We start from the raw sequence: 18,598 nt of genomic DNA, 5'->3' as shown, positions 1-18,598 counted from the left end.
GCTCCAGCCCACTCATACCGGGCATATTGATGTCGGACAGAATCAAGACCAGCTCCGAAGCGTGCTGGTGCAGGTAGTCGAGCGCCTCCTCGCCCGAGTGGGCAAACGCAAACCGCAGCTGCCCGCCTCGAATCTCGCGCCTGAACCGCTGTTCAAACAGCGCCCGCACGTCCAACTCATCGTCTACTACCAAAATATTCATGTGAGTAAAGATATAGCAGTTGGCAATTGTTTGGCGGGCTTTCGGCCGTTCCTTATTACTAACGGTCATTAGCGCGCAAGCAACTGAAAAATTCAGTCGGGCAGTTCGATGATAAATTCGGTGCCCTTTCCTTCTTCGGTTTCGAGGCTGAGTGAGCCGTTGTGCCCCTTGGTGATGATGTCGTAGCTGAGCGAGAGGCCCAGTCCCGTGCCCTCACCGGCGGGCTTGGTAGTGAAAAAGGGCTGAAAGATTTTCTGGCGGGCCGCCTCGGGGATGCCCGTGCCGTTGTCGCGCACCCGAACCTCCACGCCGCCCTCGGGCAGGGCGCGGGTTGTAACCGTAACGGTGGGCACGTAGTCGGGCTGGGCGGGCAGCTGCTCGCGGCGTTTCTGCACGGCGTAAAAGGCGTTGGTAAATAGGTTGAGCAGCACCCGGCCCACGTCGGGGCCGACGGCCTCGATCAGGGGCAGGTCGGGGGCGAAGTCGGTGTGCAGCGTGGCGTTGAAGCTTTTGTTTTTGGCGCGCAGGCCGTGGTAGGCCAGGCGCAGGTACTCGTCGGCGAGCAGGTTGAGGTCGGTGGGCAGCCGTTCGCCGGTGCTGGCGCGGCTGTGTTCGAGCATGCCGCGCACGATGCTGGCCGCCCGATGCCCGTGATGTGTAATCTTGGTTAGGTTTTGGCGCAGGTTGTTCAGCAGCTCGCTTTCCAGCGCCAGGTCGCGCGTGGGGCGCTGCTGCTCTTCCTCCAGCTCATCCAGAAGCTCGCCGCTTACGTCGGCAAAGTTGGTGACGAAGTTGAGCGGGTTCTGAATTTCGTGGGCAATGCCGGCCGTCAGCTCGCCCAGGCTGGCCATTTTCTCGCTCTGGATAAGCTGGTCCTGCGTAATGCGCAGCTCCTCCAGCGTTTCGCGTAACTCCTCCGTCTGGCGGGTGAGCGAGGTGGTGCGCTCGGTGACCATCTGCTCCAAAATAGCGTTTTGGGCCTCAATACGTCGCTTTTCGAGGGCAGCGGCCTCGCGTTCCAGCCGCTCGGCCTCGGCTTGGCGCTTATGGCTGCGGGCCACAAAGGCGAAAACAATCAGCCAGAGCACGCTGAACCCCTGGGCCGAACTAAACCCTTCGTGGTAGAAGTCCAGCGTGGCAGGCGAAACAGCGTGTAGCAGCAGTTCACCTCCCTTGGTTACTGCCAGGGGCACCAACCCCAGGAGCAGCGTCCGGGCCGGACGATAGTCGCGCACCAATGCCAACACGGCTATCATCAGGCCAAGCACCAGCAACACATAAAAATCGTCGGCCTTCGTGTGCTGCAGGCCCAGAATAATCATCCCCAGATAGTAGGCCACGCCCAGTATCCAAAACCGGGCGTAAAGCGTACCCCAGGCGGGTAGCCGCTCCTTGATGTTTATGAAACGGCCCATGCCCCGCACCAGCGGAATGCTGATAGCAATCAGAAACAGGACGTTCATGCCTGAGTCGGCCACTCCCTTCTCCACGTTCTGCCTCAGCTTGTAAGTCGAGTCCTGATCCGGTTTGGCGGGGGTAAGCGAAACCGTGGCGTTGGCGCTATCCTGCCGGGTAACCACGATGTCGTTACTGTAGAACTTGCTACGGATGCGGATGGTATCGGGCTGATACAGGGCCATCGGAAAAGGGATGAAGGACGACGTCAGGGAGCGGCCGGGGCATCGGTCACCTGAGTGCTGAAGATTTTCGGCAGGGGCAGCGTAAGTACCAGCACAGGGTTGGCCGGAGTAGGCGCAGCGGCCGCATTACGGCGGGGTTTTTTGGCCGGACCTTCGAGTAAGCCGGCGGCCTCGCCCAGGCGGGCCAGCAGCGGCGGCAGTGGCAGGTGGAGCGTAAGTACCCGCTCGCGCCGGTCTGGAGGGCTGGCCGCCGATTTACTTTCAATCGAACCAGCGCCGGTCTTTTGCTGTGCCTGCACGGTTGGTGCAGCAAGCAACAGTCCGGAAAATAACACCAGAAGCACGCGAACAACGGGCATAGCGGATAGCAGCGGAATGGTTGTAAAGATGCGACGATAAATGGATTTCTCCTCTCTGCCCCGTCGAGGTTGGGCAGCCAACCTCTCCGGCCGCCCCAGCCGGTCGGAAACGGGCCACCCGGGGCAGCTTTCAGAAGTGTTCCGCCCCGGTAGATGCATTTTGGCCCGGCTGGGGTTGCCTTAGGGGCCAGAGTATCTATCTTGGGCCAACCATGACCTACTCTGCTCTTTGCCGGGCCACGGCCGCCGTGGCAATGGCCGCTGGCCTGCTGCCCGCCTGCGCCCCCCGCCCCGTTGCCTCCGCCACTGCACCCGCCGCCCCGGCCAATCAGTTCGCCCTCGATAGTGCGCTGCGCCGCATTGCCACCCTGCAGGATGAGCGCCGCACAGCCGCTTTGCTGCCTTACCTGGGGCATGCCGAAGCCCGTTACCGCCAGGCGGCGGCCGAGGCCCTGGCTTCGGTGCAGGATAAAGCCACCACGCCCCGCCTGTTGCTGCTGTTGCAGGAAGACGACGAGCCGCGGGTACGCCAGCTGGCCGCCTACGCCCTGGGCCAAACGGCCGACTCGACGGCTGAAACCGGCCTTTACCAGCAGCTACCCCACGAAACCGACGCTACGGCCCGCCGCTACGTGCTGGAGGCTCTGGGCCGCTGCACCAGTCGCGCCGGGCTAGCTGCCATTACCAAGCTACCGCCCGCCCTAGCCGCCGATACGGCCGCGCTCAGTGGGCAGGCCTGGGGCCTATACCGCGCTGGTTTGCGGGGCGTTACCTCGGAAGCTGCTGTGGCCCGGCTGGTGCAGCTGCTGGCGGCTCCCAACCCCACCAGCGCCCGGCTGGCTGCCGCCAATGCCTTGGCCCGTACCCGTGGCCTCAACCTGGCTCCCTACGCCACTACCCTCATTGCTACCGCCCGCCAAGACCGGTATTATGCCGTGCGGGCGGGCGTCGCCCAGGCCCTGGCCAAAGCCGCCACCGTGCCCACCGTGCCTGCGGCCCTGGCGGCCCTGGCCCGCCGTGACCCCGACTACCGGGTGCGCCTGAGCGCGCTCCGGGCTATGTCGGGACCGATGTATGCGCCTGTGAAGGAAGCGGCCTGGGCGGCCCTGACCGATGAAAACGCCCAGGTGGCCCTTGCAGCGGCCGAATTCTTTCTGGCCCACGCTACCAACGAGCCCGGCCCGACCCTGCTCGAAAAAGCCCAGGCCCTGTCCCAGTGGCGGGTGCGGGCCACGCTGCTGGCGGCGGCGCTGCGCCAGCCCGGTGACGGCCGGGCCGCCATTCGCCGGGCCGTGCAAGAGCGCTACGCAGCTGCCACCGATGCCTACGAGAAAGGCTATCTGCTAAAGGCGCTGGGCGAAGACCCGGCTGCCTTCGACTTTGTGCGCGAGGCTACCTTTGCGCCCGGCCGTTCGCTGGTGGTAGGCACCTACGGTATGGAGGCGCTGGTGGCCCAGCGCCGGCTGCCCGACTTCCCAGATGCCCGCCAGTCCGATTTTGCGCTGGCTCTCCGCCAGGCCGTGCTCGGTGGCGATGTAGCCCAGCTAGGACTGGCCGCCGAAGCTATCCGCGACCCGAAGCTGAACCTACGCCCCCTGCTGCCCAACCCCGATTTTCTGCTGGATGCCCGCGCCAAGCTGGTACTGCCCCGCGACCTGGAGGCCCTACAGTCGTTGCAGCAAACCGTTGACTACCTACGCGGTGTGAAGCCGACGCCGGTACCAGTGGCCCAGGCCGCCAGCCACCCCATTCCGTGGGATGTGGTAATGGCGCTGCCGGCTGCGCCGCGGGCGGTGGTGCGGACCAGCAAGGGCAATGTGGTACTGCGCCTGCTCGTAAACGAAGCACCCGGCTCAGTGGCCAGCTTCGTGCAGCTTATCCGCCAGGGCTTTTATGATGGCAAGAACTTCCACCGGGTAGTACCCAACTTTGTAGCCCAGGGCGGCTGCCCCCGTGGCGACGGCTGGGGTAGCACCGATTACAACCTGCGCTCTGAGTTCGCCGACCTGCACTACGGCGAAGGCGCAGTGGGCCTGGCTTCGGCCGGCAAAGACACCGAAAGCTGCCAATGGTTCATCACCCACTCCCCCACACCGCACCTCGACGGACGCTACACCATTTTCGCCCAGGTTGTTGAGGGCATGGACGTAGTAAGCCGCCTCGAAATCGGTGACCGGATAGATAAAGTAGAGTTGCTGAAATAAGTTGATGCTTTTTCAGGGAGCGTCATACTAAAAACCCCACCCTGGCAGCTGCCAAGGTGGGGTTTCCGTTTTTCAGCTAACAGCTAACAGCTAACAGCTAACAGCTAACAGTTACTTATCGTCGCGGCCGTGGGCCTGGGCGGGGGGCGTAGTGGCTTCTACAGCCGAAAATGCTTCGAGGATTTTGTAGGTATGGGAAGCACCCTTTGGCACCACCCACGAGTTGCCGGGCTCCAGCACAACCATCTGGCCTTCCATGTGCAGCTCTGCCCGGCCTTTCAGCACGTAGCCTACTGTTTCGTAGGCACTGGCCGAAGACTCTTTTGGCTCGCCGGGCTGTTCGTTTTCCCACATGCGCATAGAAACGTGAACGCCCGAAGCCAGGTACTTTTCGCCATCGGGACCTTTGGGCGAGTGCTGCGAATCTACTTTGGTGATGGTGGTATCAGCCATGATATACGTTAAATAGAAAGTGAAGAAATTTAGATTACTTCCCCGCTAACGCAGCCCGCAGCCCTGAGGTTGTTGCCTGCCACATCGGGCGTGGGGCCAAACCTTCGGCTCCGGCCCGTGGTTACTTCCCTCTTGGGTACTGCCACCGAGCCGCGGCTGCCCATCTGTTGTCAACTCCTTGCATGGCCTCTCTCCACGACCCCGATTTCCTCGCTCTGCTGGTCCGCGCCCACCAGGCCACGGCCGCCCCGTTGCCCGGTGCCGGCTTCTGCCAGCTGGCCGATCGGCTGCTGGCGCTGTTGTTTCCGGAGCGCGCCCCGCGCCCTCTACCCAACGCCGAGGCACTGGCCGCCACGCTACGTTTGCTCCAGAACGACCTGGCCGAATTGTTACAGGCCGTAGCCACACCTGCCGAAGCCACCCAGTTCGCGGTAGCCTCTATGGCTGCGCTGCCGACCCTGCGCCAAACACTGCTGCTCGATGCCGAGGCCATTGTAGCCGCTGACCCGGCCGCCCAGGATCTGGCAGAGGTCATTACCACCTATCCGGGGTTCTATGCTACGGCATTGCACCGCTTTGCCCACGGCTTGCACCGGCGCGGGGTGCCCCGGGTACCGCGCCTGCTCAGCGAGTATGCCCACCAGCGCACCGGCATCGACATTCACCCCGGTGCCAGCATTGGCCCCTCTTTCTGCATCGACCATGGTACGGGCCTGGTTATCGGCGAAACCTGTATTATCGGGGCCCGGGTGAAAATTTTCCAGGGCGTTACGCTGGGGGCCCTGAGCGTAGGCAAGCACCTGGAGGGCATTAAGCGCCACCCCACCATCGAAGACGACGTAGTAATTTATGCCGGCGCGACTATCCTGGGCGGTAGCACGACCGTTGGCCGCCACAGCATTATTGGCGGCAATGTCTGGCTTACCGAAAGCGTGCCCTCGCACTCGCGTGTTTACCATAAAGCCCAAATCCACGTCACCCGCACCGAAGATCCGGCCGGGGATATCCTGTTTTCCATTTAAGCTGTAGCGCGAAGCTCCAGCTTCGCGTACAGTTGCTGACTGATGAACATATTGTTCAACGACTCGCGAAGCTGGAGCTTTGTGCTACATTTTAACTACCCCAAAAATGAAAGCCAATACCATTCTCGACACCATCGGCAACACGCCGCTGCTACGCCTCAACCGCCTGTTCGCCGACCGACCCGATGTGGAGGTGTGGATGAAGCTGGAACGCGCCAACCCCGGCGGCAGCATCAAAGACCGTATTGCTCTGAGCATGATTGAGGAGGCCGAAAAAAACGGCATCCTGAAACCCGATAGCGTTATCATCGAACCAACTTCGGGCAACACCGGCGTAGGCCTAGCTATGGTCGGCGCCGTGAAGGGCTACAAGGTGACGCTCGTAATGCCCGAGAGCATGAGCATTGAGCGCCGCCGCCTGATGGCCGCCTACGGAGCCTCGCTTGAGCTCACGCCTCGTGAAAAGGGCATGAAAGGTGCCATTGCGCGGGCCGAGGAGCTAGTAGCCGCCGACCCCAACGCGTGGATGCCGGGACAGTTCGACAACCCAGCCAACATCAAGGCTCACGTTGAGCACACGGCCCTCGAAATTCTGGCCGATGCGCCCGAGGGTTTCCACTATTACATAACGGGCGTAGGCACCGGCGGCCACCTAACCGGCGTAGCCGAGGTGCTCAAGCCGAAGTTTCCGGATATGCAGGTGTTTGCAGTCGAGCCCGAGCTTTCCCCGGTCATCAGCGGTGGCGCACCCGGGCCGCACCCCATTCAGGGGGTAGGGGCGGGGTTCATCCCTGAAAACCTGCACACCGACCTGCTCGACGGCACTATTCTCGTCAGCCAGCAGGCTGCCGCCGACATGGCCCGCCGCGCTGCCCGCGAAGAGGGTATTTTCATCGGCATCTCCTCGGGTGCCTCGCTGGCTGCCGTGGCCCAAAAACTGGCCGATATGCCCCAGAACAGCCGCGTGCTCACCTTCTGCTACGATACCGGTGAGCGGTACCTGTCGGTAGAAGGTCTGTTCTCCTAACTGACTTACAGCCAAATCGGCTCAGCCTAAAAGCAGAAAGGCCACCTCAAATGAGGTGGCCTTTCTGCTTTTGTTCACAGAATCCGCGCAATCCGTTAAAATTCGCGCTAATCTGTGGTCCGTGGAGAATATCGGAGTCGAACCGATGACCTCTTGCATGCCATGCAAGCGCTCTAGCCAGCTGAGCTAATCCCCCGGGGTAGTACACGCTTCGCCGGTCGCGAAAACGAGAGTGGAGAATATCGGAGTCGAACCGATGACCTCTTGCATGCCATGCAAGCGCTCTAGCCAGCTGAGCTAATCCCCCTCGTGGTACTGTACCAAGCCGCCGGTTGCGTTTTGGTGAGGCAAAAGTACGCGCTCTTTTTGATTCCGCAAGGCAGCAAGCAAAAAAAAACGGGCTGGCAACGCTGCCAGCCCGTTTTCAGAACGCTAAGTAGTTCGCTTAGTTGAAGATGTAGCGAAGGCCAACCTGCATAAAGTAAGTCGAGCTGATAGCCACGTTGTTGCGGAACGTTTCGCGCACCAGACCACCGCGGTCGAGCTGCAGGCGGAAGGTAGGCTGGGTAGTACCGTTGGCTGCCAGCGAGGTTTCGTTGGTAGGTACCAATACGGAGGTGGCGTTGGTCGTTTTAAGGATACCCCAGTCTTTGCTGAGCAAGTTGCCTACGTTGAAGATATCGAGGCTAAGCTGCAGGGTATTGCGCTTGCTGCCCAAATCAACGAACAGGTCCTGCAGCAATTTCACGTCGAACTGGTTGCGCCAAGGCAACAGGGCGCCATTGCGCTCGGCATACTGGCCACGGCGCTTGCTCAGGTACTTGTCCTGATCAACGTACGCGAAGAACAGGTCGCTCTGCTCCTGAGGCGTAAAGGTGCGGGCTGTGGTACCCGAACCTACCGTCTGGGGTACGAAGGTGATTTCCGATGCATCACGCGGGATGTAAATCAGGTCGGCATTGGCGCCGTCACGGTTGAAATCGCGCGAGTACAGGTAGGAGAAGCGGCCCTGCTGGCTGCCCTCGTAGAACACCGATATGGTAGTAGCCAAGTGGCCGATATATTCCTTCTTGTAAGAAAGCGAAGCAATTAAGCGGTCGGGCACTACGTAGCTGGCGTAGCTGAGCGAGAGGTTGTTGGCACCGTTCACGGTCGGCGTCTGCTGCCAAGACGAGAGAGGCTGGTCGCCGCCACCATCAAAGAGGTTACGCGCATCGGAGCGGGTGTAGCCTACCGAGGCATAAATGCCGCTGGCAAACTGGCGTTCCAGCTTAGCCGTTACCGACCAGTAGTAGCCTTTGCTGGCGTTATCGAGCACAATGGTGTTGAACGCGTTGCCACCGGCAGCGCCATTGGCTACTGCCTGGCCAGCCCCGTTGATGGGGTTGATGAACTTCTGATTGTTGGCCGAAGGATAAATCAGCCGGTTGTCGGGGTAGTTGCGCACGTTCAGGTTAACGCCATCAACTATGTTGACATTGCGGAATACCGCCGTGTTCAGGTCCTTGTTGTAGATGCCTTCCAGCGAACCAATCAGCCCGCCGGGCAGCTGCACATCCATGGCCATGCTGGTTTTCCAGGTCTGCGGGAAACGGAAGTCCTCAGACACAGCCGTGATTACGCTTGGAATAACCGTGCCGGCCACCGGTACTGTTTCGGGGCGGTAGAAACCAGGGTTTTCGTTGAAGCCACGGTAGCCGCCGGGAAGCTGGCTGGTGTAGGCACCGGGGTTAGCCGGATCGGGCGCGCTGATGGCGTTGCCCGAGAAAGTACGCGTTACCTGCAGCAAACCGGCGTCGCCGGCCTGGCTTACAATCCACACGTAGGGTACGCGACCCGTGAAAATGCCGCTACCACCGCGCAGCTGCACTGTCCGGTCGCCGTTCACGTCCCAGTTGAAGCCAATGCGGGGCGAAACCAGCAGGCTGGAGCTAGGCAGGTTCGACACGTCAATCTTCCGGCCACCGGCAAAAGTCAACGGCTCGATGAGAGGGTGAGGCTGCAGCTTCTCGGGGTAGGTTACGTAGTCGGCACGCAGGCCAAACAGCACCTTGAAGTTATCGGCGAACGAGTACTCGTCCTGAATGTAGGCCGAATACTGGCCGAACTTGAAGGACGGGAAGGCCTGCTCGAAGTTCGGTGCGAGCGAGTAGGTGTAAGCAAAATCAGTCGGCCGGGAATCGAATAGCTGTTGTGGCGTCGAGTTGGGGTTGCTGGCTATCTGGAAGTCGCTGAACGAGTTGAAGCGGTAATAGCTGGCGGCAAAGCGCTGGAAACCGTTTTTAGTAATGCTATAGTCGGCTTGCGCACCCAACGTGATGTTGTGGCGGCCACGCAGCATCGAGAAGTCGTCGCGCAACGAGTAGATTGCCACGTCGCGCAGGTTGCCCAGCGTGAAAGGCTCGTAGCCGAAGGACGTGAAAGGCGTCTCGTCCTTCAGGATATCGACGAACGGAAATACCGAGCTGGTAGAGCTGCGTGGGTCGTTCTGCTTGGTGTAGGTGCCCCGCAGCGTGTTGGTCATGTTCGAGCCAAGGGTCGAGTTCAGTTCGGCCGCGGCCGAGTAGAAGTTCGACTCCTGGAAGTAACCTGCATTGCGGAAGGGCAACGCATTCAGGTCGTTACGACCTACGCCAAAAGGGAAGTTGGTGAGTGGGCTCGACGAACCGCTTGGGAAGTTCGGCGTTCTGCCCTCCGTCTGGCTGTAGCGAACGTTGAAGCGGTTGCGGGAGTTTATGTTCCAGTCGAGACGCGCCAAGTACTTAGTGCGGGGGCTCAGGAAGTCGTAACCCGAATAGCCACCCGTAGAATAGCCGAAACGCTCACTCAGGTAGTTGCTGATTTCATCGAGCTCCTGACCTTTAGGCCGCACTACGTTGTTGTTGCCCTGGCCAAAGGGATTTTCTGGGCTATCAACGACCCGATTCTGGCCGGGCGTGCGGTTCTCCTCAATTTCAGCGTTGGCGAAGAAGAAGAGCTTGTCCTTGATGATCGGGCCACCCAGACGGAAGCCGTACTGATAGAAGCGGGAATCCTGAATCGGAACCCGCTCATCACCCACTTTGTCGCCGATAAAGCTCTGGTTGCGGTAGTAGCTATAAGCCGAGCCGCTAAACTCGTTGGAGCCCGAACGGGTTACGGCGTTGATGGCCGCGCCGATAAAACCGGCCTGGCGTACGTCGTAAGGCGTTACGCTTACTACCAGCTGGTCGATGGCATCGAGCGAGAGGGGCGAGCCGCCAGCTGGTAGGTTGCCGCCAATGCCGAAGTTGTTGTTGAAGTCGGAGCCGTCAACCGTAAAGTTGTTCTGGCGGTTGTTGCCACCTCCAATAGAGTTGCCGTTGGCCTGGGGCGTGAGGCGGGTGAAGTCGTTAAGACTACGGGAAATGGAAGGCAGGCGCTCAATCTGCTCGCGCTGCACAGCCGTTACCGCCCCCTGCTGGTCGGAGTTGATAAGCGAGTTGCGCTTGCCGGCTACCACTACCTCGCCCAGTTGGGTGGTCGTTTCGTTCAGGTTCACGTCGAGGCGGAAGCTCTGACCCAGGGTCAGGAACAGGTTTTCCCGCGTTACATCCTGATAGCCTACAAACGTAATCCGGACCGTGTACGGGCCGCCCACGCGCATGCCCTGAATGCTGAAGCGGCCATCCGAATTGGTGGGAGCCACGTACTGCGTGTTGGTAGGCGTATGCACGGCAATAACCGTGGCACCAGGCAGTCCCTCTCCGGTCTTGTCGGTAACGATACCGGTCATTGCCGAAGTGGAAACCTGTGCCCAGCTCATGTGTGCCGACAAGAGTGCCATCGGAACCAGCGCTACTGAAGCGTAAAGGTGGCGTCTCATAGAAGAGGGAAATGGGTGAAAAAGGGGCTTTTGAAAAAAAGTAAAAAGCTTCCGCAAAGGTAAGGCCTCAAAGGCCATTACATGTTACGGGAGTGTGATGTTTGCCTTATTCAATACCTGTAGCCGAAACACGAAGCGTAAGCTCCTGTGGGCTTAATGGCCGCAAAGGTAACTGGTTGATTTCATAACCTGGGTCTTACGGCCTTAATAAATCGGCTCAGGTAATAATCTGTCTCCAGCGCATTCTCGATAACCCCCAGCGAGCTGGATGAGTGGATAAACTGCACACTCTCAGACGTCGCCACCGTTACCATCCCAACATGGGTGATGGTGTTACTGCCCGGCGAGGCCCCAAAAAAAACCAGGTCGCCGGGTTGCAGCTCCTGAGGTTTCACGGGCGCACCCCACACGGCCTGCTCGTTGCTGGAGCGCGGGATGTTGACGTTGATAGCCGCAAACGACTCGTGTAGCAGCCCCGAACAGTCCATGCCCAGGCGGGTGGTGCCACCGTACTTATAGGGTACGCCTTGGTACGAGCGGGCGGTCTGGATTACCTCGGCGATGGGCCTGGAAACGTTAGCGGCAATGGGAGCGGCCCCGGGCCGGCGCGATACTATTTTGGTGCGCCCCGCCGCGGTTTTCGACTTGGTTTTTACGGTAACCGGACCCCGGCCGCGGCCACGGGCCCGCTCAGAAGCCTTTATGCGCGCCATGTCGCGCGCCGAGTGGTAACGGCCGTTGCTATAGTTTACCTTGCCGGCGTTGCAGCCCGGTAGCGCACTCAACGCCAGTAGCACTAAAACCGGAAGCGTCCATTGCCGCCACCAGGCCGAATAACTTATCTTCGTACTGTGTTCCTGCATTGGGACAAAGATACGCGCCCACTTCACTTTCACTCGCTTGCTCATGAACTTCCAGGTGCTGACCCCGGCCTTAGTGGCTCATTTTGAAGAAATTGTCGGCCCGGCATATGTGCTTACGGCCCAGCGCACTGAAGCCGCCGAGTACGCCGGCTTCGGCCGCGACCATACCGAAGACTTGCATTACGCCCCCGACGTAGTGGTAAAGCCCGCTAACGCCGACGAGGTAAGCCAAATTGTGCGCCTCTGCCACGAGCACCACATTCCGGTAACGGCTCGTGGGGCGGGCACGGGCCTGAGTGGCGGGGCGCTGCCGCTGCATCAGGGCTTGGTGCTGAGCACCGAGCGGCTGAACAAAATCATCGAAATTGATGAGCGCAACCTGCAGGCCACCGTCGAGCCGGGCGTTATCAACGAGGTATTCCAGAACGCGGTGAAAGAGGTGGGCCTGTTCTATCCGCCCGACCCGGCCAGCAAGGGTAGCTGCTTTCTGGGGGGCAACCTCGCCCACAGCAGCGGCGGCCCCAAGGCCGTGAAATACGGCACCACCCGCGACTACGTGCTCAACCTGCAGGTAGTGCTGCCCACCGGCGACATTATCTGGACGGCTGCCAACACGCTCAAAAACTCCACTGGCTACAACCTTACCCAACTGATGGTGGGCTCCGAGGGCACGTTGGGCATCATCACCAAAGCCGTGTTCCGACTATTGCCTTTCCCCAAGCACAATATCCTGATGCTCGTGCCCTTCCGGCAGGAGGCGCAGGCCGCCGAAGCAGTGGCAGCGGTTTTCCGGGCCGGTATCATTCCGTCGGGTATGGAGTTTATGGAGCGCGAGGCCATTGCCTGGTCCAGCGACTACCTCCAGATTCCTCTTGCGCTACCCGAGGATATTACGGCGCACCTGCTCATCGAGCTCGATGGCCAGGACCTTGACCAGCTGTATAAGGAGGCCGAGCAGGTGTACGAGGTGCTAGAGCGCTACGACGTAGGGGAGATTCTGCTGGCCGACAACGCCACCCAGAAAGATGAGCTTTGGAAAATCCGCCGCAACATCGGCAACGCCGTGCGCTACAACTCGGTGTACAAAGAAGAGGATACGGTAGTGCCCCGCGCCGAACTGGCTACGCTCCTTAAAGGCGTAAAGGAAATTGGCCGACGCTACGGCTTTAAAAGCGTGTGCTACGGCCACGCCGGCGACGGCAACCTGCACGTCAACATCATCCGCGGCGACCTCGACGATGAGATGTGGAACGTGGGCCTGCGCCAGCCCATCACCGAAATCTTCGAACTCTGCGTGAAGCTCGGCGGCACTATTTCCGGTGAGCACGGCATCGGGCTGGTGCAGAAAGGCTATATCGGCATTGCGCTGAAGGAGGCCAATCTAAATCTGATGCGCGGCATCAAGCAAGTGTTCGATCCGCACGGCATCATGAATCCGGGCAAGATTTGGGTTACGGCCTAAGCCCACGGATTAGCAAGAATTTCAACGGCTCGCACAGACTCCGTAGTTGGTCTATTCGTTAGCAGCAGGCTAACTGGTATCATATAAAATGAAACGGCCACCTCAGTTGAGGTGGCCGTTTCATTTCTAGCCGACTACAAAATTTGTGTGTGTTTAGTCGGTGCTGACCTGTGGTCTATTGGGCGTTCTTCAACTCGTCCTCGCCGCCGTAGGGAGTGCCGTCCTTAAGGTTGCCTTTGAGGCCGCCAATTTGCGACTGGCCGGCCTGCTGTTGGGCCTGAGCTGCAGGGCTGGCTTCTGCCGTACCAGGTGCGCCAAGCCCATCTTCGGATGCTGCCGATTGAGGGGTATCCTGCTGATATTCTTTCACTAGCTCGTCGGCCCGGCTGATGTACTGCTGCTTGGCTTCTTCGTGCGACATGCCTTTGCACTTGCTCCAGGCATCCCACTGGCCCTGTGAGAGGCCTCCGGGGCCGTTGGGGTTATCGGGCGTATCGTCGCCTACTTCGTCGCGCTTGGCATCGTGGTCGCCATCGGTGGCCTGCTTGTAGAGGCCGTAAAGTTCGGTCATGTGTGCGGCGGCCATTTCGCCGGGCAGCGTGTCAATACGCTGGGCAGCGGCGTCAAAATCTTGCTGAAGGCTCATATTCGAGAAATAGTAAGGAAGGTGAGGTAAGTAAGAGGAAAGCTGACGGCAGAAGCCGGCCCGGCAATTAGTAACCGGTGGCAGCCCGACAGTAGGGGTTGTACTAGCCCGGCCCGGCTTTGGTTACGGATGAGCAGCACAGTTTTTTGCCAACCTACGTCGCAATAGTTCGTACTTTTGCCAGCCATATGTGTGGAATCTCCGGAGTATTCGCTTTTACTGAGGTTGGCCGAAGTGCGCTAACCGCCCTGCATGCCTCAACCGACGCCATCGTCAGCCGTGGGCCCGACTCGCAGGGGCACTTTATCTATGACGGTTGCGGGCTGGGTTTCCGGCGCCTGGCCATCCTCGATTTGTCGGCCGATGGCAACCAGCCCATGACCGACGATTCGGGCCGCTATACTATTGCTTTCAATGGTGAAATCTTCAACTTCCGGGAATTGCGGCAGCAGCTTCTGAAGAAAGGCCACACCTTTCACTCGCAGACCGATACCGAGGTTATTCTGCACCTCTACATGGCCGAGGGGCGCAGCTTCCTGAAAAAGCTCAACGGCTTTTTCGCCTTCGCTATCTATGATAAGGAGGAGAACTCGCTGTTTGTAGCTCGCGACCGGATGGGCGAAAAGCCTCTGCTCGTGTACCGCGACGAGGATAAGTTGCTGTTTGCCTCCGAAATGAAGTCGTTGCTGGCGCTGGGTATTCCGCGTAAGCTCGATTTTACTTCGCTGAGCCAGTACCTACAGCTGAACTATATCCCTGGTCCGGCCACTATTTTCAAGGGCGTAAAGAAAGTGCTACCCGGCCACTACCTATTCATCAAGAATGGCAAAGTCGTGCGTAAGCAGTGGTACAAAATTCCGTACGATCCCAAGAAGGTAGAGAAGAACAAAACGACTTACGAGCAGCAGCAGGCCAAGCTAGTCGAGTTGCTCGATGATGCTACTGCCCGCCGCCTGGTGGCCGACGTGCCCGTAGGAGCCTTCCTGAGCGGCGGCATCGACTCGAGCGTGGTAGTGGCGCTGGCCACCCGCCACACGCCGCACCTCAACACGTTCAGCATCGGCTTCGCCGACGAGCCGTTCTTCGACGAAACCAAATATGCCCAGTTGGTGGCCGAGCGCTACAAAACCAACCACACGGTTTTCTCGCTCCGCAACCAGGACCTCTACGACCACATCTTCGACGTACTGAATTACCTCGACGAGCCCTTTGCTGACTCCTCGGCCCTGGCTGTGTACATCCTCAGCAAGCGCACCCGCGAGAAGGCTACCGTGGCGCTAAGCGGCGACGGTGCCGACGAGTTATTTGCCGGCTATAACAAGCACATGGGCGAGTTTCAGGTGCGCCAAGGCGGCTTAAAGGCCGAAGCTGTGGCGGGCCTTGATATGCTCTGGAACGTGCTGCCCAAATCGCGCAACTCCTTCGTGGGTAACAAAGTGCGGCAGTTTCAGCGCTTCTCGCGCGGCATGCTTAGCGGCCCCAAAAACCGCTACTGGGACTGGGCTTCGTTTGCCTCGGAGACTGACGCCCGCCAGTTGCTGAGTCCCGCCGCACGTCGCAAAATCGGCAAAAAGCTGAACGAGCGTCGCCGCCGCGACCTGCTGGAGGAGCTGCATACTGATGGCGACTTGAATGAGGTGTTGCTCACCGATACGCGCATGGTGCTGCCCTACGACATGCTGGCCAAGGTAGACATGATGAGCATGGCCAACTCCCTGGAGGTGCGCCCGCCCTTCCTCGACCCTAACGTGGTACGGTTTGCCTTCTCGCTGCCCGTGAGCAGCAAGATTGACGCAAACATGAAGAAGAAAATCGTGCAGGACGCCTTCCGGCCCATGCTGCCCGAGGAGTTGTACAAGCGCCCCAAAAAAGGATTTGAGGTGCCGTTGCTTAAGTGGTTCCGGGGCGAGTTGCGTCCGCTCATCGAGGACGACCTGCTCTCCGACGGCTTCATCGAGGCCCAAGGTATTTTTGCTGTCGAAGCAGTACAGCAACTCAAGAAGCAACTCTTCTCCAACAGTCCCGGCGACGTACACGCCCGGATATGGGCCCTCATCGTGTTCCAGTGGTGGTGGAAGAAATGGATGGCGTAAGTGGGCTGAGCCGTTGACTTATTGTAACGGCTTAACTTTGCGTCTTCAGAAAATGAAATATGTTCAACTGAACTCTAGTATATGAAAATTGCAGTTGTAGGCACCGGCTATGTGGGCTTGGTAACGGGTACTTGCTTTGCTGAGGTAGGCATTGACGTGACGTGTATTGATATTGACCAGCGCAAAATCGATAATCTGCGCCAAGGCATTCTGCCCATCTACGAGCCGGGGCTGGAAGAAATGGTGACCCGCAATGTGGATGCGGGCCGGTTGCACTTCAGCACCGACTTGGGTGCTGCTATCAAAGATTGCGACGTGGCCTTTATTGCGGTGGGTACGCCTCCCGGCGAAGACGGCTCAGCCGACCTGAAGTATGTGTTGGCTGTAGCCCGCGGAATTGGCGAGCACATGAACTCCTATGGCGTTATCGTAACTAAAAGTACGGTTCCGGTGGGTACGGCTGCCAAGGTGCGCCGCGAAATCGAGCAGGCCCTCGGGAAACGTGGTGCCCAGATTGACTTTGACGTAGCCTCCAATCCTGAATTCCTGAAAGAGGGTGCTGCTATCGACGACTTCCTTAAGCCAGACCGAATTGTAGTAGGTGTGGCATCCGAGCGGGCCGAGGAAGTGATGAATCGCCTGTATAAGCCTTTTCTACTCAACGGCCACCCGATTATCTTCATGGATATTCCGTCGGCCGAAATGACGAAGTACGCGGCTAATTCTATGCTGGCAACTAAGATTTCGTTCATGAACGACATTGCCAACTTGTGCGAAATCATGGGTGCCGATGTGAACATGGTACGCCGCGGCATCGGTTCCGACGCCCGCATCGGCCCTAAATTCATCTATCCCGGCATTGGCTACGGCGGCTCCTGCTTCCCCAAAGACGTGAAGGCGCTTATTAAAACGGCCCAGGAAAACGGCTACCAGATGCAGGTGCTGCAGGCGGTGGAAAGCGTGAACGAAGGCCAGAAGGAAGTGCTGTTCAACAAGGTTAAAAAGCACTTCGGCGGCGAGCTGAAGGGTAAGAAAATGGCCGTCTGGGGTCTATCTTTTAAACCTAAAACCGATGATATGCGTGAAGCACCCTCGCTGGTTATCATCGAAAAGCTGCTGGCCGAAGGCTGCACGGTATCGGCCTATGATCCGGTAGCTGTAGCCGAAGCCAAGCATTCACTTGGCGACCGAATCACGTACGCCGACGACCAGATGGAGGCCCTGATTGACGCCGACGCGCTGCTTATCGTGACTGAATGGCCTGAGTTTCGGGTGCCTAACTTCACCGTAGTGAGCCGTTTGATGAAGCAGAAGGTTATCTTCGACGGCCGCAATATTTACGATAAGCAGGAACTGGAGCAGGCTGGGTTCGCCTACCACTGTATCGGCATTCAGACCGGCCATCAGGAGCCGGCTTAGGTTATCTAATGGCACCCCTGCTAGTGCCTCCTCTTCACTTGTAACTTCTCTGTATGTCTGATAAAAAACGCGTATTAATCACCGGTGGAGCCGGCTTTCTGGGCTCCCACCTCTGCGACCGGTTTCTGGCCGAAGATTATCATGTCATTGCCATGGACAACCTCATCACCGGCGACTTGGCCAACATTGAGCATCTGTTTGGTAACGAGCATTTCGAGTTCCATCACGCCGACGTAAGCAAGTTTGTGTTCGTGCCCGGTAAGTTGGATTACATCCTGCACTTCGCCTCGCCGGCCTCGCCCATCGACTACCTCAAAATCCCGATCCAAACCCTGAAAGTGGGCTCGCTCGGCACCCACAACCTGCTGGGTCTGGCCCGAGTGAAGGGTGCCCGTATGCTGATTGCCAGCACATCGGAGGTATACGGCGACCCCGAAATTCACCCGCAGGTGGAGGAATATTTCGGCAACGTGAACCCCGTAGGCCCCCGCGGTTGCTACGATGAGGCCAAGCGCTTCCAGGAAGCCATCACGATGGCCTACCACAATCACCATGGTCTGGAAACCCGCATCGTGCGCATATTCAATACATATGGCCCCCGCATGCGTCTCAACGACGGCCGCGTGCTGCCCGCTTTTCTGAGCCAAGCACTGCGCGGCGAAAACCTCACCGTGTTCGGCGACGGCTCGCAGACCCGCTCGTTTTGTTACGTCGATGATCTGGTGGAAGGCATCTACCGGTTGCTGTTGAGCGACTACGCCCTGCCCGTCAATATTGGCAACCCCGACGAAATCAGCATCAAGGATTTCGGCGAGGAGATCGCGCGCCTGATGAATGTGGAGTTTCATCCCACCTATCAGGAGCTGCCCCAGAACGACCCTATGAAGCGCAAGCCCGACATCACCAAAGCCCGTGAAATTCTGGGCTGGGAGCCTAAAGTTGATCGCGCCGAAGGCCTGCGCCGGACGCTGGAATACTTCAAGGCGCACGTGAGCGAGGTAATGGCCGGCAAAGTTAATAACACACCGCGCAACTTTTAGGCACCACTAGCACTATTACCCCGGAGTTGGACTCAGATTATTAGAGCGGTTCGCTACGAGTCATTTAACGGGCCGCAGGCTATCTTTAGGGTACTCGTGCTAATAGCGCCTTATCCGCATAAGCTCATACTCTTAAATGGTATATTGTAGCCCAAAGGGCTGCGGATATGGCACGGGTAAAGATGGAACCATGTTCGGGTATTGCCGGACTCAGCGGACGAATCGGTAATCTGGTGTTCCAGATAGATGCGGACGGCAGTACGTATATACAGCAAGACCCGGCCAACAGACTGTCTCGTCCGGCTACAGTTATACATTACCTAC

General features: G+C 58.9%; 14 protein-coding genes and 2 tRNA genes. 7 read left to right on the top strand and 9 right to left on the bottom strand.

Going from position 1 to position 18,598, the window contains the following annotated elements; genetic code table 11:
* From HW556_RS15540 to HW556_RS15530, 3 genes are all read right to left on the bottom strand, one after another.
* A partial coding sequence (locus HW556_RS15540; protein WP_176901032.1) for a response regulator occupies positions 1-202 on the bottom strand: 202 nt, incomplete at its 3' end.
* Between the two features lie 92 nt (positions 203-294).
* Complete coding sequence (locus tag HW556_RS15535; RefSeq protein ID WP_246289678.1) at positions 295-1,842, bottom strand: sensor histidine kinase; 1,548 nt, start codon at positions 1,840-1,842, stop codon at positions 295-297.
* Between the two features lie 23 nt (positions 1,843-1,865).
* The gene (locus HW556_RS15530; protein WP_176901031.1) at positions 1,866-2,201 is read right to left on the bottom strand and encodes a hypothetical protein; all 336 of its coding nucleotides are present in this window, start codon (positions 2,199-2,201) and stop codon (positions 1,866-1,868) included.
* Between the two features lie 212 nt (positions 2,202-2,413).
* Between HW556_RS15530 and HW556_RS15525 the strand changes: the two genes are divergently transcribed.
* On the top strand, positions 2,414-4,405 hold the full coding sequence (locus tag HW556_RS15525; RefSeq protein ID WP_176901030.1) for a peptidylprolyl isomerase: 1,992 nt from the start codon (positions 2,414-2,416) through the stop codon (positions 4,403-4,405).
* A 111-nt stretch (positions 4,406-4,516) separates the two neighbouring features.
* Here HW556_RS15525 and HW556_RS15520 read toward each other — a convergent pair whose 3' ends face one another.
* Complete coding sequence (locus HW556_RS15520; RefSeq protein WP_176901029.1) at positions 4,517-4,858, bottom strand: cupin domain-containing protein; 342 nt, start codon at positions 4,856-4,858, stop codon at positions 4,517-4,519.
* Positions 4,859-5,040: 182 nt separating this feature from the next.
* Between HW556_RS15520 and HW556_RS15515 the strand changes: the two genes are divergently transcribed.
* Positions 5,041-5,880: a serine O-acetyltransferase gene (locus HW556_RS15515; protein WP_176901028.1), complete on the top strand. Its 840-nt coding sequence runs from the start codon at positions 5,041-5,043 to the stop codon at positions 5,878-5,880.
* A 106-nt stretch (positions 5,881-5,986) separates the two neighbouring features.
* Positions 5,987-6,907, top strand: a complete 921-nt coding sequence (cysK, locus tag HW556_RS15510) for a cysteine synthase A (protein ID WP_176901027.1) — start codon at positions 5,987-5,989, stop codon at positions 6,905-6,907.
* A gap of 122 nt (positions 6,908-7,029) precedes the next feature.
* Here the strand turns inward: cysK and HW556_RS15505 are convergent.
* The 4 genes from HW556_RS15505 to HW556_RS15490 form a co-directional block, all read right to left on the bottom strand.
* Positions 7,030-7,103 (bottom strand) — tRNA-Ala (locus HW556_RS15505).
* A gap of 37 nt (positions 7,104-7,140) precedes the next feature.
* Positions 7,141-7,214: transfer RNA gene (locus tag HW556_RS15500), tRNA-Ala, on the bottom strand.
* Between the two features lie 138 nt (positions 7,215-7,352).
* A complete protein-coding gene (locus HW556_RS15495; RefSeq protein WP_176901026.1) occupies positions 7,353-10,661 on the bottom strand; it encodes a TonB-dependent receptor in 3,309 nt (1,102 codons plus the stop codon).
* A gap of 272 nt (positions 10,662-10,933) precedes the next feature.
* Positions 10,934-11,614 carry a C40 family peptidase gene (locus HW556_RS15490; RefSeq protein WP_246289677.1) on the bottom strand — a complete coding sequence of 227 codons (681 nt, stop codon included), beginning with the start codon at positions 11,612-11,614 and terminating at the stop codon, positions 10,934-10,936.
* Between the two features lie 43 nt (positions 11,615-11,657).
* Between HW556_RS15490 and HW556_RS15485 the strand changes: the two genes are divergently transcribed.
* Entirely contained in the window at positions 11,658-13,076 is a 1,419-nt protein-coding gene (locus HW556_RS15485; protein WP_176901025.1) for an FAD-binding oxidoreductase, read from the top strand.
* A gap of 175 nt (positions 13,077-13,251) precedes the next feature.
* On the opposite strand, the gene HW556_RS15480 is transcribed toward HW556_RS15485, so the two are convergent.
* Positions 13,252-13,722 (bottom strand): acyl-CoA-binding protein, encoded by a 471-nt coding sequence (locus HW556_RS15480; protein ID WP_176901024.1) that lies wholly within the window; start codon positions 13,720-13,722, stop codon positions 13,252-13,254.
* Positions 13,723-13,910: 188 nt separating this feature from the next.
* Here HW556_RS15480 and asnB point away from each other — a divergent pair, with 188 nt between their 5' ends.
* The 3 genes from asnB to HW556_RS15465 all read left to right on the top strand — a co-directional run bounded on the left by asnB (position 13,911) and on the right by HW556_RS15465 (position 18,274).
* Positions 13,911-15,815 carry an asparagine synthase (glutamine-hydrolyzing) gene (gene asnB / locus HW556_RS15475; protein ID WP_176901023.1) on the top strand — a complete coding sequence of 635 codons (1,905 nt, stop codon included), beginning with the start codon at positions 13,911-13,913 and terminating at the stop codon, positions 15,813-15,815.
* Positions 15,816-15,896: 81 nt separating this feature from the next.
* The gene (locus tag HW556_RS15470) at positions 15,897-17,234 is read left to right on the top strand and encodes a UDP-glucose dehydrogenase family protein (protein ID WP_176901022.1); all 1,338 of its coding nucleotides are present in this window, start codon (positions 15,897-15,899) and stop codon (positions 17,232-17,234) included.
* A gap of 53 nt (positions 17,235-17,287) precedes the next feature.
* Complete coding sequence (locus HW556_RS15465; protein WP_176901021.1) at positions 17,288-18,274, top strand: UDP-glucuronic acid decarboxylase family protein; 987 nt, start codon at positions 17,288-17,290, stop codon at positions 18,272-18,274.
* The last annotated feature ends 324 nt before the right edge of the window (positions 18,275-18,598 follow it).

It is taken from the genome of Hymenobacter terrestris (assembly GCF_013377905.1).
In the GTDB taxonomy this organism is placed as follows: domain Bacteria; phylum Bacteroidota; class Bacteroidia; order Cytophagales; family Hymenobacteraceae; genus Hymenobacter; species Hymenobacter terrestris.
The sequence above is the reverse complement of the archived record's forward strand: the minus strand, read 5'-3'. Positions and strand labels throughout refer to the sequence as shown.